Source organism: Rhodanobacter denitrificans, assembly GCF_003335105.1.
Lineage (GTDB): Bacteria > Pseudomonadota > Gammaproteobacteria > Xanthomonadales > Rhodanobacteraceae > Rhodanobacter > Rhodanobacter denitrificans_A.
The window spans coordinates 648,690-672,220 of the sequence record NZ_QFWQ01000003.1 but is presented as its reverse complement, the minus strand read 5'-3'; the positions used below and the strand labels follow the sequence as shown (position 1 = coordinate 672,220).

The window sequence follows — 23,531 nt, the reverse complement described above, 5'->3', positions numbered from 1 at the left end:
GATGATTGCGCTATCGTCCGCTCATCCCACGACCGTTTTGCCGGATCCGCGCCATGCCCAGCAAGTCCATCGACAACGCCAGGCTCGACCGCATCGTGGCCGATGCCCGCCGCGCCGCCGAGCAGCGCGAACTGGGCTATCGCGAGCGTGCGCTGAAGATGTACCCATGGGTGTGCGGCCGCTGTGCGCGCGAATTCACCCGCGCGAACCTGCAGGAACTGACCGTGCACCACCGCAACCACAACCATGACGACAATCCGTCCGACGGCAGCAACTGGGAATTGTTGTGCGTGTACTGCCACGACAACGAGCACGCGCGGCACATCGACCACGTGCGTGGCGGGGTGCTGGCGGTGGAGGATGCGCCGCCGGCAACCGGCAATCCGTTCGCTGACCTGAAGGCGATGCTGGAGCGGGGCGGCAAACGGTAGGAGCCCGCTTGCGGGCGATGATCTTCGCAGAGGTTCGGGATCCGGGATTCGGAGGAGCACCGCCCGCAAGAGGCCCCTGCGGCGGTTCAATCCTGCTGCTTGACGATGCGCAGGCGCGCCGCTTTCACGCCGGGCAGGGCGCGCACGGCGCGCAGCAGGTCGGGGATGGCTTCCACGCGCCAGGCTTCGCCGAGTTCGAGGTCGGCCTGGGCGCCCTGGTTGCGGTAGCCGTGCAGGGTCACGCTGGTGCGGCCGCCGCGATAGCCGGCCAGAGCGTGCTGCAGCTGGCCGACGAAGTCGGGGCCGATGCCGTTCAACTTCAGTTGCAGCAGGCGCGCGTGCCGGCGGCAGGCGTCGGCCAGTGAGCAGGCGCTGCGCGCGCGCAGCTGGAAGCCGCCGCCGGAGAAATCGTCGATGCGCAGCCCGCCGTCGACCACCAGCATCTCGTCGCGCGTCAGCAGCGGCGCGATCTGCTGGTACAGCTCGCCGAAGAAGCTCACCTCGATGATGCCGGTGCCGTCCTCCAGCCGCACGAAGGCGTCGCTGTCGCCGCGCTTGCGCACGGCGGTGACCATGCCGGCGACGGTCCACGGCGTGTCGGGACCGCGGCGGAAGCGGTTGTTGTCGCCGTCGTCGTTCTTGCGCGGCTTCGGCGGCTGGTAGCGATCGGCGATCTCGCCAAGCGGGCAGGTCGACAGCTGCGCCAATTCGTCCTTCCACGGATCGGTGGGATGGCCGGACAGGTAATGGCCGAGCGTGTCGCGTTCGCCCTGCAGCTTCTGCTCCAGCGGCCATTCCGGCACGGTCGGCAGATGGATATGAACCACGGGTGTCGCTGCGCCCATGGCGGCGCCGAACATGTCGTTCTGGCCGGACTGCCTGTCGCGCAGGTGCTGCTCGGCGGCCTTGATCGCGTCGGGCAGCTGCAGCATCAGGCTGGCGCGATTCGACCCCAGTGCGTCCAGTGCGCCGGACAGGATCAGCGCTTCCAGCACGCGGCGGTTGAGCCTGGCCGGATCCACGCGGCGGCAGAAGTCGGCCAGGTCGGTGTAGCGGCCGTGTGCGCGCTCGGCCACGATCGCCTCGCACGCGCCCTGGCCAACGCCCTTGATCGCGCCGAGGCCGTACTGGATCGTGCGGGCGCCTTGGCGCGAGTGCACAGACGACGTGTCGGGTTCGACCGCCACGAACATGTATTCGGAAGCGTTGACGTCCGGCGGCTGCACGACGATGCCGATGACCCGCGACTCGTCGAGGAAGGTCACCACCTTGTCGGTGTTGTCCATGTCCGAGGAGATCGTGGCGGCCATGAATTCGGCCGGGTAGTGCGCCTTCAGCCAGGCGGTCTGGTAGGAGACCAGCGCATAGGCGGCGGCGTGCGACTTGTTGAAGCCGTAGCCGGCGAACTTCTCCATCAGGTCGAAGATCGAGTCGGCCTTCTCGCCGGTCAGACCGTCCTTCGCCGCACCCTCGCGGAACTTGGCGCGCTCCTTCGCCATCTCCTCGAGTTTCTTCTTGCCCATCGCGCGGCGCAGCAGGTCGGCGCCGCCGAGCGAGTAGCCGCCCACGATCTGCGCCATCTGCATCACCTGCTCCTGGTAGACCATGATGCCGTAGGTCTCTTTCAGGATCGGCTCGACGCGCGGGTCGGGGTACTCCACGTCCTCGCGGCCGTGCTTGCGCGCCACGAAGCTGGGGATCAGGTCCATCGGGCCGGGGCGATAGAGCGCCACCAGCGCGATGATGTCCTCGAAGCGGTCGGGTTTTGCGTCCTTCAGCATGCGCTGCATGCCGGAGGATTCGAGCTGGAACACGGCGACGGTCTGCGCCTTCTTCAGCAATTCGTACGGTGCCGGGTCGTCCAGCGGCAGCTGCGAGATGTCCAGCGCCGGCTCACCGGCTTTCGCGCGGCGCGCGTTGATCGCCTTCACCGCCCAGTCGATGATGGTCAGCGTGCGCAGGCCGAGGAAGTCGAACTTCACCAGGCCGACCGCCTCGACGTCGTCCTTGTCGTACTGGGTCACCACGCCGCCGCCGCCGGCTTCGCAGTACAGCGGCGCGAAGTCGGTCAGCGGGCTGGGCGCGATCACCACGCCGCCGGCATGCTTGCCGGCGTTGCGGGTGAGGTTTTCCAGCTTCAGCGCCAGGTCGATCAGCGCGCGCGCTTCCTCGTCCTGCTCGTAGGTTTCGCAGAACTCCCGGACGACGCGATCGGGTTCCTTCTTGGACTTCTCCGAGCGTCCGAGCGCGTCGGACAGGGTGAGGTCGAGCGGCCGCGGCGGCACCATCTTGGCCAGCCGGTCGACCTGCCCGTACGGCATGCTGAGCACGCGGCCGGAATCGCGCAGCACCGCCTTGGCTGCCATCGAGCCGTAGGTGATGATCTGGCTGACCTTGTCGCGGCCGTATTTCTGCGCGACGTAGTCGATCACCTCGTCGCGACGATCCATGCAGAAGTCGATGTCGAAGTCGGGCATCGACACGCGTTCGGGGTTGAGGAAACGTTCGAACAGCAGGTTGAACTGCAGCGGGTCCAGGTCGGTGATCTTCAGCGCCCAGGCGACCAGCGAACCGGCGCCGGAACCGCGGCCGGGGCCGACCGGGATGCCGTTCTGCTTGCCCCAGTTGATGAAGTCCGCCACGATCAGGAAGTAGCCGGGGAAGCCCATCTTGACGATGACGTCCAGCTCGCGCTCGAGCCGCATCTGGTAGTCGGCCAGCGTGTGGTCGGCCGCCAGTGGCGCGTTCGCCAGCCGCTCGCGCAGGCCTTGCCGCGACAGTTCGCGGATGTGGCTGTCGAGGTCGTGGCCCGCGGGCACCGGGAAGTCGGGCAGGTAGTAGGTGCCGAACTTCAGCTCCAGGGTGCAGCGCTTCGCCAGCTCGACGGCGTTTTCCAGCGCCTCGGGGATATCCGCGAACAGCGCGGCCATTTCCTCCGGCGTCTTCAGGTATTGCTGGTCGCTGTATTCGCGCGGGCGCTTCGGATCGGCCAGCACGCGGCCCTGGTGGATGCACACGCGCGCCTCGTGCGCGTCGAAATCGTCCTGCCGGAGGAAGCGTACGTCGTTGCTCGCCACTACCGGCAAGCCGAGTTCGGCGGCCAGCGCCAGCGCCGCGGTGTTCCAGTTTTCTTCGCCGTCGCGGCCGCAGCGGGTCAGCTCCAGATAGAGCCGGTTCGGGAACAGCCGGGCCAATGGACGCAGCTTGACCAGCGCGGCCTCGATGCCCTGATTCAGCGCAATGCGGCCGACCTCGCTCTCGCGGCCGAGCAGGGCGATCAGCCCGTTGCAGGCGCCGGCAGCCAGCCAGCCGGCCTCGACCAGCGCGCGGCCGCCGTGCTGGCCTTCCTGCCACGCGCGCGAGACCAGCCGGGACAGGTTGAGATAGCCGTCGCGGTCTTGGCACAGAACGGTGAGTCGCCACGGGCGCGGGTCGTCGGGCGCCGAGATCCACAGGTCGCAGCCGCCGATCGGCTTGATGCCGGCAGCGCTGCACGCCTTGTAGAATTTCACCAGCGCGAACATGTTGCTGTCGTCGGTCAGCGCCACCGCCGGGATGCCGTCGCGCACGCAGGCGGCGACCAGCGCCTTGATGCGGATGGTCGAGTCGACCAGCGAGTATTCGCTGTGCAGGTGCAGGTGGGTATAGCGGACGGTCATGCCGGTGTGCGCGGTGAATCCCCGCAGGCTAACCGGCACCTTGCCCAGCAGCAAGATTGACTTCCGTGCGGTTTGCGCGACGCGCGGCGGTGCCCCGCCGGAAGCTGCCGCTCAGCCCGGCGCGGCGGCCACCGCCGGCGGCGCCGGCTCGGCCAGCAGTGCGTTGATCTCGGCAACCAGGCTGTCCAGCATGTCTTCGCCGTAGCCCACGTGCACGTGGGCCACGGTGCCGTCGCGATGCAGCATCACCATGACCGGGATGCCCTTGTCGGTGCCGTAGGGCTTGCCGAGGGCGCCGTCGTGGTCCCAGGTCATCAGCAGGCCGGGCAGGCGCGGACGCAGGGCACGAACCGTCCGCACGTAGGTCTGCCGGTCTTCCTGATGGTTGATGGTGACCACCTGCAGTGGCAGGCCGCGTTCGGTGGCCAGCGTCTGCAGGCCCGCCAGTATCGGCAATTCCTTCATGCAGTAGCCGCACCAGGTGGCCCAGAAGCTGACCACCACCACCTTGCCGTGCAGCGACGAGACGCTCACCGACTTGCCGTCCTGGGTCGTGCCCAGCGCGTCCGGAGGTGCATCGCCCGGTTGTACGCCGGCATGGGCGACCAGGCAGAACATCAGCCCGAGCAGTGCGATGCCGAAGCGGCGCATGTTTTCCATTCCCCCGTGGAATGCCGCCAGCGTAGCGGCACGCCCGGGGCAAGGGAAGCGGCGCGGTTCGGCTCAGCGGACGTGGAAGCGTTCGCCTTTCTCCTCGACAGGCGGCACGTAGTGTTCGAGGCTGCTCACCGCCAGCGGGTGGAGGTTGTAGTCGGCATGCGGCGGGAGGGCTTCGTCGACGCCGTCGAGTGTGGGATTGGCCGGCTCGGGCACGGGCGTGCTGGCCGGCATCGGTGGAGCGGATGGGCGATGGGACGGAGGCATCATGGCACGACTCCTGCGATCTGCGCGGCGCGTCGAGGCGCCTGTGGCAGCGGGTCGGCGGGTCAGTACTGGCTGGACATCGCCCCTGCTGCGGGTGCGTCCCTGCGCGTTGCATTCCCTGATGCCAATGATGCTCCCGACCGGGAAAAAGTTGCATAGACGAATGGCCTATGCCGGTCGGTCTCACCGGGTGCGTGATCCGTGGCCCGCACGTCGATCAGAACAGCCTTGCCTGGTCCAGCAACAGGCGTACCGGCGCGAAGCTGCGGCGATGCTGGCGGCACGGCCCGAGCCGCTGCAGTGCGGCCAGGTGCGCTGGAGTCGGGTAGCCCTTGTGCACGGCAAAACCGTAGCCCGGGTGCTCGCCATCGAGTGTCACCATCACGCGGTCGCGGCTGACCTTGGCCAGGATCGAGGCGGCGCTGATCGCCGGCTCCAGCGCGTCGCCGCCGACGATCGCGCGACCGGGGCAGGGCAGGTCCTTCGGCAGCTGGTTGCCGTCGATCAGTACCTGGTGGGCGACTGGCACGAGGCCGGCTACGGCACGGCTCATGCCGGTCATGGTGGCCTGGAAGATGTTCAGGCTGTCGATCTCGTCGCGTTCGATCAGCACGATGCAGTACGCCAGCGCGCGTTCGATGATCAGCGGATACAACGCCTCGCGTTTCGCCTCGCTGAGCTTCTTCGAGTCGTCCAGCCCGGGAATCGGGCGGTTCGGGTCGAGGATCACCGCGGCCACCGCCAGCGGGCCGGCCAGCGGGCCACGACCGGCCTCGTCGACGCCGGCCGTGAGCATGCTTTTTGCGTCAGCCTCTGCTCCCCGGAGAGGAGAGCGGTGGCTACTCGCGGGCAGCTTATCCGGCGGCATGTCGTTCATCGATCAGCTCGACGATCGCCGCTGCCGCACGGTCCCCTGCGTGGCCTTCGAGGCCGCCACGCAAGGCCTGGTGCAACTGCTCGAACGCGGCGACGATCGCGCCGCGCCGCTCGCTGTCCCTGAACAGCGCCAGTGTGGCGGCGGCCAGGTTCTCCGCGGTGCAGTCGTCCTGCATCAGTTCGGGTACCAGCAGGCCGTTGCCGACACCGCAGGCGCGGGCCAGGATGTTCGGCAATGCGTAGACGTCGGTCTTCAGCATTTTCAGCGCGCGCGCGATGCGATAGCTCAGCGGCGCGACGCGGTAGCCCACCACCATCGGGCGCTTGGCCAGCATCGCCTCCAGCGTGGCGGTGCCGGAAGCCAGCAGCACCACGTCGGCGGCCAGCATCGCCTCGTGCGCGTGGCCGTCCAGCAGCAGCGGCGTGCCCTCGTCGGGCGGGCTGCCGGCGAGCAGTTCACCGAGTCGGGCGCGCACCTGCGGGTTGGCGGCCGGGATCACCACACGCAGCCCGGGCACCGCGGCGGCCACCCGCTGCGCCGCGTCGATGAAGGGCCGGCCCAGCCGGCCGACCTCGGACAGCCGGCTGCCGGGCAGCACCGCCAGCACCGGCGCCTGCTGCGGCAGCTGCAGGATCTCGCGCGCACCGACGCGGTCGGAGACCAGCGCGAAACGGTCGGCCAGCGGATGGCCGACGAAGCGGGCGTCGACGCCGTGCTTCGCGTAGATCGGCGGCTCCATCGGGAACAGGCACAGCACGCGGCTGGCGCTACGGCCGATCTTCTCCGCGCGCTTCTCGCGCCAGGCCCAGACCGACGGGCTGACGTAATGCACGGTGAGCATGCCGGCCCGCTTCAGGCGCTGTTCCACGCCGAGGTTGAAGTCGGGCGCGTCGATGCCGACCACCACGGCCGGCCGTTCCTTGAGCAGCCGTGCGACCAGCGCCTTGCGCAGCCGCAGCAGGCGGGGCAGGTGGCGGATCACCTCGCTGAAGCCGAACAGCGACAGCTCGCGGATGTCGTACCACGAGTCGAAGCCCTCGCGCTGCATGCGGGCGCCGCCGATGCCGACGAAACGCGCCTGCGGGTAGCGCTGGCGCAGGGCGACGATCAGGTCGGCGCCGAGCTGGTCGCCGGAATCCTCGCCGGCGAGGATGGCGACCAGGGGGGATTCGAGGTGCGGGTGGTCAGTCATGCCGGAAGCATAAGCCAGAGCGCGTGCCTGATTGCCCTATAAGCGAGATGCTTATCGGGCGAGCGCGCGCTCGCTGTGGTCGAGGAACTCCAGCATCGCCCGCACGTCATCGCTCTCGCGCGCCTGCTCGACCAGTTTTTCGCGCGCCTCGGGCAGCGACAGGCCGGCCATGTACAGCGTGCGGTAGGCGCGCTTGATCGCGGCGATGCGCGTGGCGTCGAAGCCGCGACGCTTCAGGCCCTCGCTGTTGATGCCGCGCGGGCGCCCCTGCTGCTCGTTCGCCATCATCACGAACGGCGGCACGTCGTGGCCGACCAGGCAGCCCATGCCGATGAAGGCGTGGGCGCCGACCTTGCAGAACTGGTGCACGCCGGAATAGCCGGACAGGATCGTCCAGTCGCCGATGGTGACGTGCCCGGCCAGCGCGGAATAGTTTGAGAACACCACGTTGTTGCCGATCTGGCAGTCATGCGCCACGTGCACATAGGCAAGCACCCAGTTGTCGTTGCCGAGGCGGGTGACGCCGCCGCCGTCGCCGGTGCCGCGGTTGAGGGTGGTGAATTCGCGGATCAGGTTGCGGTCGCCGATCACCAGCTCGGTGCGCTCGCCCTGCCACTTCTTGTCCTGCGGCGCGCCGCCGAGCGACGCGAACTGGGCGATACGGTTGTCGCGGCCGATCCGGGTGGGGCCCTCGATCACCACGTGCGGACCGACCACCGTGCCGTCGCCGATCTCCACCTCGGCGCCGATCACGCTGTAGGCGCCGACGCTGACGTTGCTGCCGAGGACGGCGGAGGGGTCGATCAGCGCAGTGGGGTGGATCATTTGTCGGACCTCGCGGCGCACATCAATTCGCAGCTGGCCACTTCCTTGCCGTCCACCAGGGTACGGGCGATGAACAGGCCCATGCCGCGCACCAGGCGCTTCTGGGTCACTTCCAGGCGCAACTGGTCGCCCGGCACCACCGGCGCGCTGAAGCGCGCATTGTCGACCTTGACCAGGTAGAACAGGGGGCTGCCGTCGTCGCCCTTGGCACGGCGGCTGAGCTGGGTCAGCAAGCCCGCGGCCTGCGCCATCGCCTCGACGATCAGCACGCCGGGCATCACCGGATGGCCGGGGAAATGGCCCTGGAAGAACGGCTCGTTGATGGTGGCGTTCTTGATGGCGACCACGCTGACGTCGGGCACGATCTCGACCACGCGATCCACCAGCAGGAACGGATAGCGGTGCGGCAGCAGCTCCTGGATCTGCTCCACGTTGATCGGCATGGGCAGCGCGCCTCGGTTCTCACTCATCGTTATTGTCCTTCTCCAGCGCCGACAACCGGCGCGCGTACTCGTCCAGATGCTTGAAGCGCGCCGCGTTCTTCCGCCACTGGCGGTTGTCCTGCAGCGGCACGCCGGATGAATATTCGCCGGGTTCGCGGATCGAGTGCGTGACCAGGCTCTTGGCGGTAATGGTAACCCGGTCGGCCAGTTCGAGATGGCCCAGTACGCCGGCGTTGCCGCCGATCATGCAATAGCGGCCGATCTTCGCGCTGCCGGCCACGGCGGCGCAGCCGGCCATCGCAGTGTGCGCGCCGATGTGAACGTTGTGCGCGATCTGGATCTGGTTGTCCAGCCGCACGTCCTCCTCCAGCACCGTGTCCTCCAGCGCGCCGCGGTCGATCGTGGTGTTGGCGCCGATCTCGCAATCGTCGCCGATGCGCACGCCGCCGAGCTGCGGGATCTTCACCCAATGGTCGCGCTCGAACGCCAGCCCGAAGCCGTCCGAACCGATCACGGCACCGGGGTGCACCAGCACGCGCCGCCCCAGCATGACCCGGGTGACCAGGGTGACCCGGGCCACCAGTCGCGATTGCGCGCCCACCACGCAATCCTCGCCGAGAATGCAATGCGGGCCGAGCACGGCGCCGTCGCCGACCTCCGCACCATCAGCAATCACACAGCCCGGACCGATGCTGGCGCTGGCGCTGACCCGTGCGCCGGCGGCCACCACGGCGCTGGGATGGATGCCCGGGGGGGCGGCCGGCTGGCGTTCGAACAGCGCTGCGATCTTCGCGTAGGCGACGTAGGGATCATCGGCGACCAGCGCGGCGGTCGCGCAGTCGGCGAGGTTTTCCTCGCGCAGCACCACCACGCCGGCGCAGGTCGCCGCCAACTGGCCGGAGTACCTGCTGTTGGAGAGGAAGCTCAACTGGCTGGGGCGGGCGCCCGCCAGCGTAGCGACGCCGTCGATGATGCGCGTGCCGTCGCCGTTGAAACCGAGCCCGAACCGTTCGGCGAGTTCGGCCACCGTATAGTTGATTGCGCTCATGCATACTCCGGAACCTGCCGGCCATTGTAGGGGGTGGCGTCCCGGCCTGCAGTGCGCCCCGCCGGCAAAAGAAAGCGCGGCATGGCCGCGCTTCCCCGTGTTTCCCCGGCCTTCGGTCAGGTCAGAACTGGCTGCCGAAGGTGAACTGGATCCGTTCCTCGTAGTGACGATCCGCGGCCTGCGTCCGCAGCGGCACGGCGAAGCTGATGATCAGCGGGCCGATCGGCGCCTGCCATTGCAGCGACAGGCCGGTGGATGCGCGCAGGTCCGAGGCGTTGAAGCTCTTGTAGTCCTTGTAGGCGTTGCCGACGTCCATGAACCAGGATACGCGGGCGGTGTTGACGTCCTTCAGGAACGGCAGCGGCAGGAACACCTGCGCGGTGCCGAGCACCTTGAAGGCGCCGCCGATCGGTTGCGCGTAGTAGCCGCCGTTGCACAGGCCGCTGGCATTGGGCGTGCTGCCGTCGATGCAGACCCGCGGGCCCAGCGTCTGGTCCTGGTAGCCGCGCACGTCGCGCACGCCGCCGGCGTAGTAGTTCTGCCAGAACGGCAGGTCCTGGCGCATGTCGGTGAGGACGTGATTGGGGTTCTGCGCCAGGCTGGCGGTCTTCAGCGCGTCGAAGGCCTGGTCGCTGATGCCGTTGCTGCCGTAGGTCTTGCCGTAGCCGACCTGGCCGTCGAGGTACAGCACGAAGCCCTTGCCGATCGGCCAGTAGTGGTTCGCCTCGGTGGAGAGCTTCCAGTACTGCACGGTCGAGCCGGGCAGCGCCACGTCGGTCGAGGCCGAGATCAGGCCGCCGCGGGTCGGTGCCCAGTAACCGTTGCGGGTATCGTGGTTCCAGCCCAGCGTGCCGGTCCAGGTATGGATGGTCTTGTTGCCGATCTCGTTCTGGTAGTCGAGCAGCACCTGCGGGCTATAGCCGGAGAACAGGTTGACCTTGTTGCTGCTGATGCCCAGGCCCACGCGCAGGCCGTCCGTCTCGCTGATCGGGATGCCGAGGTAGGTGGAGAAGCTCTTGGCGCTGGTGGCGTAGTTCGCGAAGTCGGTATTGCCGTAGTCGGTCTTCGAGTACGAGGCGCTGTAGCCGATGCCGATGCCGCTGTCGGTCAGGTACGGGTTGTAGTAGCTGAGGCCGATGCGGCTGTAGTAGGTGCTGCGCTCGCCGCTGATCGAGAAGCTGTCGCCAGTGCCGAACAGGTTGTTCTGCGACACCGAGGCGTTGAGGATGATGCCGGAGTACTGCGAGTAGCCGATGCCGAACTGCATGCTGCCGGCGGACTGCTCCTCGACCTTGACGCTGACGTCCACCTGGTCCTGGGTGCCAGGCACCAGCTTCTTGTCGATGTCCACCTTCTTGAAGTAGCCGAGCCGCTGCAGGCGGACCTTCGAGCGGTCGATCGCCGCCTGCGAATACCAGGAACCCTCGAGCTGGCGCATCTCGCGGCGGAGCACGTTGTCCTCGGTACGCGTGTTGCCCTGGAACACCACCCGCCGTACGTACACGCGCTGGCCCGGCTCGACATACATGGTCAGGTCGACGGTGCGCTTTTCCTTGTCCAGCTTCGGGATCGGCGTGACCTTGGCGTAGGCGTAGCCGATGTTGGCGAGCAGGCCCTTGATCGCCTTGGAGCTCGCCTCGATCGCGCCGCGGTTGAAGGTGTCGCCGGTCTTGACGAAGACCAGCTGGCGCATGGTCGCTTCCGGCAGGATCAGGTCGCCGAGCAGCTTGACGTCGGCGACCTTGTAGATCTCGCCTTCCTTGATGCTGGCGTCGATGTACATCGCGCGCTTGTCCGGCGCGATCGCCACCTGGGTGGAGTCGACGCCGAAGTCGGCGTAGCCGCGGTCCATATAGTAGGACTGCAGTTTCTCCAGGTCGCCGGAGAGCTTCTCGCGCGAGTACTGGTCGTCCTTTGAGTACCACGACATCCAGTTGGTGGTGTTCGATTCGAAGCCATCACGGATCTGCTTGTCGGAGAACGCGTGGTTGCCGAGGATGTTCAGTTCCTTGATCTTGGCCGCCTTGCCCTCGCGGACCTCGATCTCGACGGCCACCCGGTTGCGGTCCAGCCGGGTCACGTGCGGGTCGACCGAGACGTTGTACTTGCCGCGGTTGTAGTACTGCCGGATCAGTTCCTGCTGCACGTTGTCCAGTGCCAGCCGGTCGAAGGTCTCGCCCTCGGACAGGCCGATCTCCTTCAGGCCCTTCTTCAGGTCGTCGGTCTTGATGTCCTTGTTGCCGCGCAGGGTCAGCTTGGCGATCGACGGCCGCTCGACCACCTTGATCACCAGGATGCTGCCTTCGCGGTCGAATTCCACGTCGCTGAAGAACTTGGTGCGGTACAACGCGCGGATCGCGCGCTGCGCCCCTTCGTTGGTCAGCTGGTCGCCCTTGTTGACTGGCAGGTAGTTGAAGACGGTACCGGCGGAGATGCGGCTGAGGCCGTCGATGCGGATGTCCGATACCACGAACGGGTCGAACGCGAACGCATTGGCGGAGAGGGAGGCAAGCAGGATCAGCGCGGCGATACGCTTCATCGTCGGTTCCGTTGGGTTATTTCGATGGAGCGGCCAGCGCGGCCGCCCCGATCAACGCATGAGGCAGGGACAGGCCCTGCCTCGAAAGAGAATCCGCACCCCGCCGGGAGAGTGCATCCGGTGACATCCCGCCGCACCGTGCCACGATTGGCGCAGGCAGGCTCGTCGTCGACATGCGGCGGTCGCCGGCCGTCGGCATCACGACAGCAGCATGCGGTGGATATCGTTGTAGAACGCCAGTCCCATCAGGGTGAACAGCAGGGCGAGGCCGATGTACTGGCCCACCACCATCGTCTGTTCGCTGACCGGACTGCCCTTGATCAATTCGACAAGATAATACAGCAGGTGCCCGCCATCCAGGACCGGGATCGGCAGCAGGTTGAGGATCGCCAGGCTCAGCGACACCAGCGCCAGGAACTGCAGGAACCACGGCAGGCCCATGCTGGCCGAGGCGTTCGCCACCTCGGCGATGCCGATCACGCCGGACAGGTTCCGGGTCGAGGCCTCGCCGGTCAGCATCTTGCCGAGCATGCCGAAGGTCTGCGTGGTGTTGTGCCAGGTGGCGCCGAGCGAGGCAGTCATGGCCCTGACCGGGCCATAACTCACGGTGGCCGACTCGATCGCCGGTGCACCGACACCCATCACCCACTTGGGCGGCAGGCCTTCCAGCGACTCCCACTTGGCGGTGACGTTCAGTTGCAGCGACCGCCCGCCGCGTTCGATCGCAATCGCCAGCACCGGCGACTTGACGGCCTCGGCCTGCACCAGCTTGCCGAACGCGGCAAAGTCAGCCACCGCCTGGCCGTTGACGCTGGCGATGCGGTCGCCACCACGCATGCCGGCCAGCGCGGCCGGCTGGCCGGGCATCACGGTGGCGGCGATTGCCGGCGGCGGCGCCAGCTTCAGGCCGAGCTTGCCCAGGTACTGGCCCACGTCCTGGCCCGGCGGCAATTCATCCAGCGGCAGCACCAGTTCGCGCGTGCGTCCGTCGTGGCCACGCACGGTGAGCGGCAGCGGTGCGCGCCCGAGCAGGGCATTGGCCACCACGTCCATCGCGTCGGTCCAGGTGCCGACGCTGCGACCGTCGATGGAGAGGATGCGGTCGCCTGGCTGGACCCCGGCGCTGGCGGCGAGGCTCTGCGGCGCCGCGGTCACCACCGGGGCGACATCCGGGCGCCCCAGCATGAACATCAGCCAGAACGCGACGACCGTGAAGATCAGGTTGAAGCCCGGTCCGGCGGCCACGATGGCGATGCGCTTCCACACCGGCTTGCCGGTGAACTCCTGGCCGCGCAAGGCCGGATCGACCTCACCCTCGCGCGCGTCGAGCATCTTCACGTAGCCGCCCAGCGGGATTGCGGCGATCTGGTACTCGGTGCCGTCGCGGCCGATGTGCTTCCAGATCGCGTTGCCGAAACCGACCGAGAAGCGCAGCACCTTGACCCCACAGCGGCGCGCGACCCAGTAGTGGCCGAACTCATGGAAGGTCACCAGCACGCCCAGCGTGACCAGCAACCAGAACACCGAGCCGAAGAAGGAAGTCATTAAGTACCGTGGCGAAAAATCATCGAGACAAGAATATCAGCAAGCATTGCGCAGCACGCGGCGGGCGGCCTCGCGTGCCGTGCGGTCGCGTTCACACAGGGTTCCCACATCGACCACGGCCTGCGCCGGCAGTTCCGCAAGCACGGCCTCGACCACGTCGGCGATCGCCAAGAACGGCAGCGCGCCGGCCAGGAAGGCTTCCACCGCCACCTCGTTGGCGGCGTTCAGCACCGCGGGGGCGTCGCCACCGGCGCGCAACGCCTGGAACGCCAGCGCCAGGCAGCGGAAGGTGTCGAGGTCCGGTTGCTCGAACTGCAGCGGGGCGCAGGCGGCCAGGTCCAGCGACGACACACCGGATTCGACCCGCTCCGGCCAGGCCAGCGCGTGGGCGATCGCGGTGCGCATGTCCGGGTTGCCGAGCTGGGCCAGCACCGAGCCGTCGACGTATTCGACCATCGAGTGCACCAGGCTCTGCGGGTGCACAACCACCTCGATCGCCGCAGCCGGCGCGCCGAACAGGTGGTGCGCCTCGATCACCTCCAGGCCCTTGTTCATCAGGGTGGCCGAGTCGACCGAGATCTTGCGGCCCATCACCCAGTTCGGATGCTTGCAGGCCTGGTCCGGCGTGATGTCGGCCAGTTGCGCCCGCGTACGACCGCGGAACGGGCCGCCGGAAGCGGTCAGGACCAGCCGGCGCACGCCACTGCGGCGCAGTTCGGGGCGTCCGCCCGGCAGGCACTGGAAGATCGCGTTGTGCTCGGAATCGACCGGGATCAGCGCGCCGCCGCCGGCGGCGACCGCCTGCAGCAGCAGCGGGCCGGCCATCACGATGGATTCCTTGTTGGCCAGCAGCAGGCGCTTGCCGGCGCGTGCCGCCGCCAGCGTGGACTCCAGTCCGGCGGCGCCAACGATCGCGGCCACCACGGTATCGCACGAGCCGCCGGCCGCGGCGGCGGTCAGCGCGGCCGGCCCGCTGGCCACCTCGCAGCGCACGCCGGCGGTGGCCAGGCGGCGCGCCAGCTCGGCTTCCAGCGCAGGATCGGCGATCACCGCCAGCTCCGGCCGGTGCTGCACGCACAGCGCGGCGAGTGCCTCGACCTGGCGATGCGCGGTCAGCACGGTGGCGCGGAAACGCTGCGGATGGCGCGCGATGACATCGAGCGTGTTGCCGCCGATCGAACCGGTGGCGCCGAGAACGGCGACATTGTGCATGGTCAGAGGTCCAGCAAGAGCAGCCCGGCGGCGAATACCGGCAGCGCGGCGAACACGCTGTCCAGTCGGTCCAGCAGGCCGCCATGGCCGGGGAAAATGCTGCCCGAATCCTTCACCTGGGCATGCCGCTTCATCAGGCTCTCGATCAGGTCGCCGACGATCGACACGGCGACCGTGAGCATTGCCAGCAGCGCCAGCGCCACCAGCCGGCCGCCGCGCACGTCGAGCAGCCAGGCGCCAGCCGTCGCCACCAGCACGCCGGCCACCATCGCACCGTACGCGCCGGCCCAGGTCTTGCCCGGGCTGATCTGCGGGGCCAGCTTGCGCCGGCCGAACGTGCGGCCGCTGAAATAGGCGCCGATGTCGGAGGCCCATACGATCACCAGCGCCAGCAAGGTCCACCAGGGGCCGTGTGGCACGCGGGCGTGGATGCAGACGAGTGCCATCCAGGCAGGCAGGATCACGAGGGCACCGGCCAGCAGTTTCAGCGCCAGGTTCTCGCGGGTGGGCGCCGCGCCGAACGCAAAATGGCGCAGCCACAGGCAAGCGAGCAGCCACCAGGCCACGCCGGCACCCAGCAGCAGCGGGGCCAGCGCGGTCGCGCGCGCGCTCCACAGCCACGCGAACACGCATGCCGCCGCAAGCAACAGAACGATGCACCACGCCTGGCTGCGCAGGCCGCTCAATTGGGCCCATTCCCACCCGGCGGCCAGGAAGGCCAGCGAGACGATCACCGCGAACACGGCGTTCGATGACAGCATGATGATCAGGATCACCAGCGGCGCGAGCACCAGGGCGGTGAGGGTGCGCTGAAGCAGCATGGGAATCCTCAGGAAGAGATGGCGACCTGCTCGCCGGTGCGGCCGTAGCGGCGCTCCCGTCGGGCATAGTCTTCGATGGCCCGGCGCAGGCAAGCCTGGTCGAAATCGGGCCACAGGGTGTCGGTAAAGTACAGTTCGGCGTAGGCGACCTGCCACAGCAGGAAGTTGCTGATGCGGCATTCGCCGCCGGTACGGATGAACAGGTCCAGCGGTGGCAGCTCGGCCAGGCTCATCCACTGGCCCAGCCGGGCCTCGTCGATCTGCTCCACGCGCAGCTCGCCGCGCGCCACCGTGGCGGCGGCCTGGCGACTGGCTTGCACGATGTCCCAGCGCCCGCCATAGCTCACCGCAATGTTCACCTGCAGTTTGTCGTTGCCGGCGGTGCGCGTCATCGCGGCGTGCATGCGTTCGCGCAGGGCCTCGTCGAACGCGTCCAGGTCGCCGATGAAGCGCAGCCGCACGCCGTGGCGATGCAGCTCGTCCACTTCCTTGTCCAGTGCGCGCACGAACAGGCCCATCAGGGCGCCTACCTCGTCCTGCGGGCGCTGCCAGTTTTCGCTGGAGAAGGCGAACAGGGTCAGCGCCTGGACGCCTTCGCGCAGGCACGCTTCGATCACTTCGCGCACGGCCTTGCGGCCGGCGTTGTGGCCAAAGCTGCGGGGGCGATGGCGGGCCTTCGCCCAGCGGCCGTTGCCGTCCATCACGATGGCGACATGGCGCGGAACCGTGGGGGCCTTGGCCTGGGTCATGAAACGGGAATGGGCGATGGCGTGGTCAAAGCGCCATCAGCTCCTCTTCCTTCGCCTTGACCACGGCGTCGACATCCTTCACTGCGCGATCGGTGAGCTTCTGGATCTCGTCGTCGGTGCGGCGGTCCTCATCCTCGGTGATGAGTTTTTCCTTGAGCAGGTCCTTCACCTGCTGCAGGGCGTCGCGGCGCACGTTGCGGATCGCGATCTTGGCGTTCTCGCCCTCGTGGCCGACGTGCTTGGCCAGCTCCTTGCGGCGTTCCTCGGTGAGCGCGGGCATGTTGAGGCGGATCACGGTGCCGGCGGTGGTCGGCGTGATGCCCAGGTCGGAGGCCATCAGTGCCTTCTCGATCGGTGCCACCATGGTCTTCTCCCATGGCGTGATGATGATCGTGCGCGCGTCGGAGAGCGTGACCGAGGCGACCTGGGTCAGCGGCATGTCCGAGCCGTAGTAGGACACCTTGATGCCGTCCACCAGCGCGGTGCTGGCGCGACCGGTACGGATGCGGGTGAGGTCGTGCTTGAGTGATTCGATGCTCTTGCCCATGCGGGTCTGGGCATCGTTCTTGATGTCATTGAGCATGTGGCGCTTCCCGGTGAATCTGGCAACGTTCGATTATAGCAGTGGCGGCCGGTGGAGCTTGCTGCGGCGCGGTCAGCCGCCGTCGACCAGGGTGCCGATCGGCTCGCCGCGCATGATCCGCATCAGGCTGCCCGGTACGGTCATGTCGTAGATGCGCAGCGGCATGCCATGGTCGCGGCACAGCGCGATGGCGGCGGTGTCCATCACCTGCAGGTTGCGCTGGATCACGTCGCCGTAGGTGAGCTGCTCGTAGCGGGTGGCGTCGGCGTGGCGGGCCGGGTCGGCGGTGTACACGCCGTCGACCTTGGTCGCCTTCAGCAGCAGGTCGGCGCCGATTTCCACCGCGCGCAGGGCGGCGGCCGAATCGGTGGTGAAGAACGGGTTGCCGGTGCCGGCGGCGAACAGCACGATGCGGCCCTTCTCGATGTGGCGGATCGCGCGGCGGCGGATGTAGTCCTCGGCCACGTCGTGGATCTGGATGGCGCTCATCACGCGCGCGTAGCCGCCGCGCTTCTCGATCGCATCGGCCATCGCCAGCGCGTTCATCACCGTGGCCAGCATGCCCATGTGGTCGCCGGTGACGCGGTCCATGCCGGCGGCAGCGAGGCCGGCGCCGCGGAAGATGTTGCCGCCGCCGATCACCACGCCCACCTGCACGTCGGCCTTGCGTACCTCGATGATTTCGTCGGCGAGCCGGCCGATCACCTTCGGGTCGATGCCGTAATCGGCATCGCCCATCAGCGCTTCACCGGAGAGCTTGAGCAGGATGCGGTGGTACTTGGGCTGGTCGCTCATGGGGTCTCCGGATTGTGTGGGGCAAACTGTCGCATTGTAACGGAGAGCGGGCAGCCAGGACGAGGCGCGAGTGGAGATGAACGGGGATGGGGGCGCGCCGCCGGGTTTCCGGCAACTGCGGAACGCAAAGGGCCGCGGTTTCCCGCGGCCCTTTATTTTGAAACGCCGATTTTTTTACCTCAGACCCGCCTGCTTCATCACTTCGGCGGCGAAATCCTCTTCCACCTTCTCGATGCCTTCGCCAACGGCCAGTCGGGCCACCGAGATGACGTCGGCGCCTTCCTTCTTCAGCGCCTCGGCCACGGTCACGTTGGTGTCCAGCACGTAGGGCTGGCCGAGCAGGGTGACCTCGGAGACGATCTTGTGGACCTTGCCGGAGACGATCTTCTCCAGGATGTCGGCGGGCTTGTTCTTTTCCTTGTCCGACATGGCGGCCAGCGCGATTTCCTTCTCCTTGGCGAGGAAATCGGCCGGCACGTCCTCGGCGCGGACATAGGCCGGGTTCATCGCGGCGACGTGCATCGCGATGCCCCTGGCCAGCTCCTCGGAGCCGCCCTTGAGCGCCACCAGCACGCCGATGCGGCCGCCGTGGATGTAGCTGCCGATGATGCCGTCGGTCGCGACGCGGGCCAGACGGCGCACGTCGATCTTCTCGCCGATGGTGGCGATCAGCGCCTTGGCGGCCTCTTCCACGTTGGTGGCGCCGGGGTAGGCGGCCGCCTTCAGCGCATCGATGTCGGCGGCGCCGGAATTCAGCGCGACGTCGGCGACGGTGTCACTGAACTTCAGGAAGCTGGCGTCCTTGGCGACGAAATCGGTCTCGCAGTTGATCTCGACCAGCACGGCCTTGCCCGGGGCCTGGGCGGCCACGATGCGGCCTTCGGCGGCGACGCGGCTGGCCTTCTTGTCGGCCTTGGCCAGGCCGGACTTGCGCAGCCATTCCATCGCGACTTCGATGTCGCCGTTGTTCTCGACCAGCGCCTTCTTGCATTCCATCATGCCGGCGCCGGACCGCTCGCGCAGCTCCTTGACCAGTTGTGCGGAAATATTGCTCATCGTCAATCCTCTGATGCGTCAGTTGCGCGGCAGCGATGGAACGCCACGGCGCGGTTATCGCGTGCGGATGCGACGGCGGCGCCGGGCCGCCGTCGTCGCGCTTACTTGGCGGCAGGCGCGCCGTCGTTGCGCGGGCCGCGGCCGCCGTCACGGCCGCCATCGCGGCGCGGGGCGCTCTTGCGCGGAGCGGCGTCGCGACGCGGGGCCGGCTTGCGATCGACCTTGGCGACCGGGTTGCCTTCCTCGTCCAGCTCGACGAAGTCGTTCGCGTCGCCCTGGGCGGCGGCCGGCGCGGCGGCCTTGCCTTCGAGGATCGAGTCGGCGGCGGCACGGGCGTACAGCTGGATCGCACGGATCGCGTCGTCATTGCCGGGGATGGCGTAGTCGACCAGCTCCGGGTTGTAGTTGGTGTCGACCACCGCGATCACCGGGATGCCGAGCTTCTTGGCTTCCTGCACGGCGATGTCTTCGTGGCCGATGTCGATCACGAACAGCGCGTCGGGCAGGCGGTTCATGTCCTTGATGCCGCCCAGCGAGGCCTGCAGCTTGTCGCGCTCGCGGCGGCGGGCCAGCACTTCGTGCTTGACCAGCTTCTCGAACGAACCATCGGTCTCGGCCGCTTCCAGCTCCTTCAGGCGCGACACGGACTGCTTCACGGTGCGGAAGTTGGTCAGCATGCCGCCGAGCCAGCGCGAAGTGACGAACGGCATGCCGGCGCGGGCGGCCTCTTCGGCCAGCGGCTCGCGCGCCGAGCGCTTGGTGCCGACGAACAGGATGGTGCCGCGCTTCTGCGCCAGACCCGACAGGAAGTTCATCGCGTCGGTGAACAGCGGCAGGGTTTTTTCGAGGTTGATGATGTGGATCTTGCCGCGGGCGCCGAAGATGTACGGGGCCATCTTCGGGTTCCAGTAACGGGTCTGGTGACCGAAATGGACGCCGGCTTCGAGCATCTGGCGCATGGTGACTTGGGCCATGGGTGTAACTCCGATTGTTGAGCCTGGTGACAGGCTCGGGGGTTGGGACCTCCACGCATCCCCGGCTTCGACCGCGACTGGCCCGATGTTGTCGGTGGGCGAGGCGCGGCACCCCGAAGGCGGTGCCGATGCGTGTGTGGCGTTGGTTTGGGTGTTGTACCGCGCAGGGTTACAATCCCGGTTCGCTTTGCGCTGGCCGGCCGTCAAGATGGGCCTGTCAGGTCTGCAAAACTCCAAGATTGTAGCCGGTACGCCGGCAGTGCGGCAAGTTGCTGGATAACGGCAACTTTTGCCGCCATATGAGTGGAACCCATGGCCATTACCCTCAAATCCCCCGCCGACCTCGAAGGCATGCGCGTCGCCGGCAAGCTGGCCGCCGAAGTGCTGGCGATGCTCAAGGAGTACGTCAAGCCCGGCGTCACCACCGAGGAGCTGGACCGGCGCGCCTACGAGCACATCGTCAACGTGCAGAAGGCGATTCCCGCCAACGTCGGCTACCACGGCTTCCCAAAGACCCTGTGCACCTCGGTCAATCACGTGATCTGTCACGGCATCCCGAACGAGGGCAAGGTGCTCAAGGACGGCGACATCGTCAACCTGGACGTCACCGTGATCAAGGATGGCTGGCACGGCGACACCAGCCGCATGTATATCGCCGGCACCCCCTCGGTGCTGGCCAGGCGGCTGGTCGACACGACTTTCGAGGCGATGATGCGCGGCATCCAGGCGGTGCGCCCGGGCGCCACCCTGGGCGACATCGGCCATGCGATCCAGCAGCATGCCGAGGCGGCCGGCTTCTCGGTGGTGCGCGAGTACTGCGGCCACGGCATCGGCAAGGTCTATCACGACGAGCCGCAGGTGCTGCACTACGGCAAGCCCGGCACCGGCGTCGAGCTGAAGAAGGGCATGACCTTCACCGTCGAGCCGATGATCAACGCGGGCAGGCCGCAGACCCGCCAGCTGCCGGACGGCTGGACCGTGGTCACCAAGGACCACTCGCTGTCGGCGCAATGGGAGCACACCATCGCGGTCACCGACGACGGTTTCGAGATCCTCACGCCCTGGCCGGATCAGGAGTGAGTAAAAAGCAGGGGTGAGATGGCGAGCGGTGCGGCTCGCAGGCCTTTTCTCATTTTCCGCCCCTGTTTCTTGCGCTCGCTTCCGGGGTCACGCCATGCCTTCAACTGCTCCGACCGCCCACGCCCTGCCGCCGCTGCCGCGCCTGCCGGCGGCGGTTCCGCGATCGGGCGTCTCGGCCGACGCGCGGCGGGCGCTGCGGCAGCTGCTCGGCGACGTCGACCGGGCGCTGGCCACGGCGTTCCGCGATGGCGCCGATGCCAGCGTGCTGGCGCGGCGGCGTGGCGAATCGGTCGACCGGGTGGTGGCGCACGTATGGACGGCCTGCCTTGGCGACGTGACAGGGGCGGCGCTGTTCGCGGTTGGCGGCTATGGCCGCGGCCTGCTGTTTCCGTACTCGGACGTGGATCTGCTGGCCCTGGTGCAGGCACCGGAGCCGGCCCGGCGGCGCGCGCTGGAGCAGTTCTTCGCCACGCTGTGGGACATCGGCCTGAAGGTGGGCCATGCGGTGCGCGACCCGATGCAGTGCCGCGCGCTGGCCGCGCAGGATGCCAGTGTGTTCACCAGCCTGCTGGATGCCCGTCGGCTGGCCGGCGATCCGGCGTTCGACGCGCAATTGCACGCCGTGGTCGACGATCCCGCGCTATGGCCAGCGTCGGCGTACCTGGCGGCGCGGCTGGCCGAGCGCGATGCCCGGCACGCCCGCTTCGACGACACCGCCTACAACCTCGAACCGAACATCAAGGATGGCCCCGGCGGCCTGCGCACGCTCGACTCGCTGCGCTGGCTGGGCCGGCGACTGGCGCATGCGGGCGAACTCGCCGACATGGTGGCGGAAGGGTTGCTCGATCCGGCCGAACAGGCGGCACTGGAGCAGTCCGAGGCCACCTTGCGCCGCTACCGTTACGCATTGCACCTGGAGGCGGGCCGGCCCGAGGAACGGCTGCTGTTCGACTACCAGCGCGCGCTGGCCGCGCGGCTGGGCTTCGAGGACGAGCACGAACGGAACCTCGGCGTGGAGCAGTTCATGCAGGGCTATTACCGCGCCGCCAGCCAGGTCGAGCGGCTTGGCATGCAGGTCGCCGAACGCTTTGTGGAAATGCTGGAACCGCCGGGCGAGGCGGTGCCCGTGGGCGCCGACTTCATCCGCTACGGCAAGCGCCTGGCGGCGCACGACCCGCAGTTGTTCATGCAGCGGCCGGCCGCCCTGGTGGAGATTTTCATCGCGCGGCTGGACCAGCCCGGCGTGGTCGGCTTCAGTGCCGACACCATGCGTCGCATCCACCAGGCCACCGCCGTGCATGGTGATGCGCTGGCCGACGACGGCGAAGTGATGGCCGCATTCCTGCAGCTGCTCCGCCGCGGCGCGCCGGCGGTGGAGGCACTGTGGCGGATGAACCGGCACGGCCTGCTGGCGGCGATTCTGCCGGCGTTCGGCAAGGTGTTCGGGCGCATGCAGTACGACCTGTTCCACGTCTACACGGTCGACGAACACACCCTGCGCGTGCTGCGCAACCTGGCGCGCTTCGCCGACCCGGCGGCGCAGCGCGAGTTTCCGCTCGGCCGCGAGATCTGGGCCGCTCTGCCCGCCCCGGAAGTGATGCTTCTGGCGGGGCTGTTCCACGACATCGCCAAAGGGCGCGGCGGCGACCACTCGGTGCTTGGCGCGGAGGATGCGCGGGCGTTCTGCAGCCGGCTCGGGTTGCCGCCGGCCGACGTCGAGCGGGTCGCCTGGCTGGTGCGCTGGCACCTGCTGATGAGCACCACCGCGCAGCGCCAGGACATCACCGACCCGGACGTGGTGCACCGGTTCGCCGACGTCGTCGGCAGCCGCGAGCGGCTCGGCCAGCTGTACCTGCTCACCGTGGCCGACATCATCGGCACCAGCCCGCGGCTGTGGAACGGCTGGAAGGACCGCCTGCTCGCCGACCTGTGCACCAGCACGCGCTACGCGCTGCGCAGTGACGTGGATCTGCCGCGCGACATCGGTGCGCGCGTGAGCGAATGCTCCGAGTACGCGCTGGCGCTGCTGCTGAACGAGGGGTACGCCGAAGCCGACGTGGTGCGGGTCTGGGCCGACTTCCCCCAGCTCAGCTTCCTGCGCCATCGGCCGGAGCAGATCGCCTGGCAGACCGTGGCGATCCTGCGGGCGCGGGGTGGATTGCCGCTGGTGGCCGTGCATCCGCTGTCGGTGCGCGGCAGCACCGAGCTGTTCGTCTACACGCCCGATCGCGACGGCCTGTTCGCCACCATCACGGCGGTGCTGGACCGGTTGCGTTTCTCGGTGGTCGAGGCGCGCATCCTCAGCTCGCCGACCGGGATGGCGCTGGATACCCTCCTGCTGCTCGACGCGGATAGCCAACAACCGGTGAGCGCGGCCCGCGCGGAGGAACTGCAGCAGCGGCTGCAGCGCGCGCTGGCACAGTCGGCCGGCGTGCAACCGAGCAAGCGCGGCATGTCGCGCCACCAGAAGCATTTCCAGATGACGCCGCAGATCAGTTTCCACGCCGCGGGCGGCCGTACCCAGCTGGCCCTGGTCGGTACCGACCGCCCAGGCCTGCTGGCCGCGGTGGCGCAGGTGATGCTGGCCACAGGGGTACGCGTGCACGACGCGCGCATCGCCACCTTCGGCGAGCGCGTGGAGGATTTCTTCCAGCTCACCGACCGCCACGACGCACCGCTCGACGAGGCGCTGCAAGGGCGCCTGCTGCAGGCGCTGCTGGAACGGATCGGCCCGGCGCGGGATTGAACGGCGGCCTCCGCGTTATCATCGCGGCCGCT

At 68.1% G+C, this 23,531-nt stretch carries 20 protein-coding genes; 3 read left to right on the top strand and 17 right to left on the bottom strand.

Annotated elements, in window-relative coordinates:
- Nucleotides 1–53: 53 nt before the first annotated feature.
- Nucleotides 54–431, top strand: coding sequence for a YajD family HNH nuclease (locus DEO45_RS05425; RefSeq protein WP_114341249.1), 378 nt, complete (start codon nucleotides 54–56; stop codon nucleotides 429–431).
- Nucleotides 432–517: 86 nt separating this feature from the next.
- Here the strand turns inward: DEO45_RS05425 and dnaE are convergent, their stop codons facing one another.
- The 17 genes from dnaE to rpsB all read right to left on the bottom strand — a co-directional run bounded on the left by dnaE (nucleotide 518) and on the right by rpsB (nucleotide 19,673).
- A complete protein-coding gene (gene dnaE / locus DEO45_RS05420) occupies nucleotides 518–4,090 on the bottom strand; it encodes a DNA polymerase III subunit alpha (protein WP_114341248.1) in 3,573 nt (1,190 codons plus the stop codon).
- Nucleotides 4,091–4,201: 111 nt separating this feature from the next.
- Nucleotides 4,202–4,741, bottom strand: a complete 540-nt coding sequence (locus DEO45_RS05415) for a TlpA family protein disulfide reductase (RefSeq protein ID WP_114341336.1) — start codon at nucleotides 4,739–4,741, stop codon at nucleotides 4,202–4,204.
- A 72-nt stretch (nucleotides 4,742–4,813) separates the two neighbouring features.
- Nucleotides 4,814–5,017, bottom strand: coding sequence for a hypothetical protein (locus DEO45_RS05410; protein ID WP_114341247.1), 204 nt, complete (start codon nucleotides 5,015–5,017; stop codon nucleotides 4,814–4,816).
- A gap of 214 nt (nucleotides 5,018–5,231) precedes the next feature.
- Nucleotides 5,232–5,882, bottom strand: coding sequence for a ribonuclease HII (gene rnhB / locus DEO45_RS05405; RefSeq protein ID WP_114341335.1), 651 nt, complete (start codon nucleotides 5,880–5,882; stop codon nucleotides 5,232–5,234).
- Nucleotides 5,869–7,083, bottom strand: a complete 1,215-nt coding sequence (gene lpxB, locus DEO45_RS05400) for a lipid-A-disaccharide synthase (protein WP_114341246.1) — start codon at nucleotides 7,081–7,083, stop codon at nucleotides 5,869–5,871. The genes rnhB and lpxB overlap by 14 nt, the downstream gene beginning before the upstream one ends.
- A 51-nt stretch (nucleotides 7,084–7,134) precedes the next feature.
- On the bottom strand, nucleotides 7,135–7,908 hold the full coding sequence (gene lpxA, locus DEO45_RS05395) for an acyl-ACP--UDP-N-acetylglucosamine O-acyltransferase (protein ID WP_114341245.1): 774 nt from the start codon (nucleotides 7,906–7,908) through the stop codon (nucleotides 7,135–7,137).
- Complete coding sequence (gene fabZ, locus DEO45_RS05390; protein WP_114341244.1) at nucleotides 7,905–8,378, bottom strand: 3-hydroxyacyl-ACP dehydratase FabZ; 474 nt, start codon at nucleotides 8,376–8,378, stop codon at nucleotides 7,905–7,907. Before fabZ ends, lpxA begins: the two co-directional genes overlap by 4 nt.
- A complete protein-coding gene (gene lpxD / locus DEO45_RS05385) occupies nucleotides 8,371–9,399 on the bottom strand; it encodes a UDP-3-O-(3-hydroxymyristoyl)glucosamine N-acyltransferase (RefSeq protein WP_114341243.1) in 1,029 nt (342 codons plus the stop codon). Before lpxD ends, fabZ begins: the two co-directional genes overlap by 8 nt.
- A gap of 121 nt (nucleotides 9,400–9,520) precedes the next feature.
- Nucleotides 9,521–11,938 carry an outer membrane protein assembly factor BamA gene (gene bamA / locus DEO45_RS05380; RefSeq protein WP_114341242.1) on the bottom strand — a complete coding sequence of 806 codons (2,418 nt, stop codon included), beginning with the start codon at nucleotides 11,936–11,938 and terminating at the stop codon, nucleotides 9,521–9,523.
- Nucleotides 11,939–12,136: 198 nt separating this feature from the next.
- On the bottom strand, nucleotides 12,137–13,483 hold the full coding sequence (gene rseP, locus DEO45_RS05375) for an RIP metalloprotease RseP (RefSeq protein WP_114341241.1): 1,347 nt from the start codon (nucleotides 13,481–13,483) through the stop codon (nucleotides 12,137–12,139).
- Between the two features lie 36 nt (nucleotides 13,484–13,519).
- Nucleotides 13,520–14,695 carry a 1-deoxy-D-xylulose-5-phosphate reductoisomerase gene (locus tag DEO45_RS05370; RefSeq protein WP_114341240.1) on the bottom strand — a complete coding sequence of 392 codons (1,176 nt, stop codon included), beginning with the start codon at nucleotides 14,693–14,695 and terminating at the stop codon, nucleotides 13,520–13,522.
- 2 nt (nucleotides 14,696–14,697) lie between these two features.
- Nucleotides 14,698–15,516 carry a phosphatidate cytidylyltransferase gene (locus DEO45_RS05365; RefSeq protein ID WP_114341239.1) on the bottom strand — a complete coding sequence of 273 codons (819 nt, stop codon included), beginning with the start codon at nucleotides 15,514–15,516 and terminating at the stop codon, nucleotides 14,698–14,700.
- A gap of 8 nt (nucleotides 15,517–15,524) precedes the next feature.
- Nucleotides 15,525–16,265, bottom strand: a complete 741-nt coding sequence (gene uppS / locus DEO45_RS05360) for a polyprenyl diphosphate synthase (protein WP_114341238.1) — start codon at nucleotides 16,263–16,265, stop codon at nucleotides 15,525–15,527.
- Nucleotides 16,266–16,290: 25 nt separating this feature from the next.
- Entirely contained in the window at nucleotides 16,291–16,848 is a 558-nt protein-coding gene (gene frr / locus DEO45_RS05355) for a ribosome recycling factor (RefSeq protein WP_114341237.1), read from the bottom strand.
- Between the two features lie 72 nt (nucleotides 16,849–16,920).
- Nucleotides 16,921–17,643: a UMP kinase gene (pyrH, locus tag DEO45_RS05350; protein ID WP_114341236.1), complete on the bottom strand. Its 723-nt coding sequence runs from the start codon at nucleotides 17,641–17,643 to the stop codon at nucleotides 16,921–16,923.
- Nucleotides 17,644–17,817: 174 nt separating this feature from the next.
- Entirely contained in the window at nucleotides 17,818–18,699 is an 882-nt protein-coding gene (gene tsf / locus DEO45_RS05345) for a translation elongation factor Ts (protein WP_114341235.1), read from the bottom strand.
- 101 nt (nucleotides 18,700–18,800) lie between these two features.
- Nucleotides 18,801–19,673 (bottom strand): 30S ribosomal protein S2, encoded by an 873-nt coding sequence (gene rpsB, locus DEO45_RS05340; protein WP_114341234.1) that lies wholly within the window; start codon nucleotides 19,671–19,673, stop codon nucleotides 18,801–18,803.
- 312 nt (nucleotides 19,674–19,985) lie between these two features.
- Between rpsB and map the strand changes: the two genes are divergently transcribed.
- Together map and glnD are read left to right on the top strand one after the other, a co-directional pair.
- Nucleotides 19,986–20,753 (top strand): type I methionyl aminopeptidase, encoded by a 768-nt coding sequence (map, locus tag DEO45_RS05335; RefSeq protein WP_114341233.1) that lies wholly within the window; start codon nucleotides 19,986–19,988, stop codon nucleotides 20,751–20,753.
- 94 nt (nucleotides 20,754–20,847) lie between these two features.
- Entirely contained in the window at nucleotides 20,848–23,499 is a 2,652-nt protein-coding gene (glnD, locus tag DEO45_RS05330; protein WP_114341232.1) for a [protein-PII] uridylyltransferase, read from the top strand.
- Nucleotides 23,500–23,531: the final 32 nt, after the last annotated feature.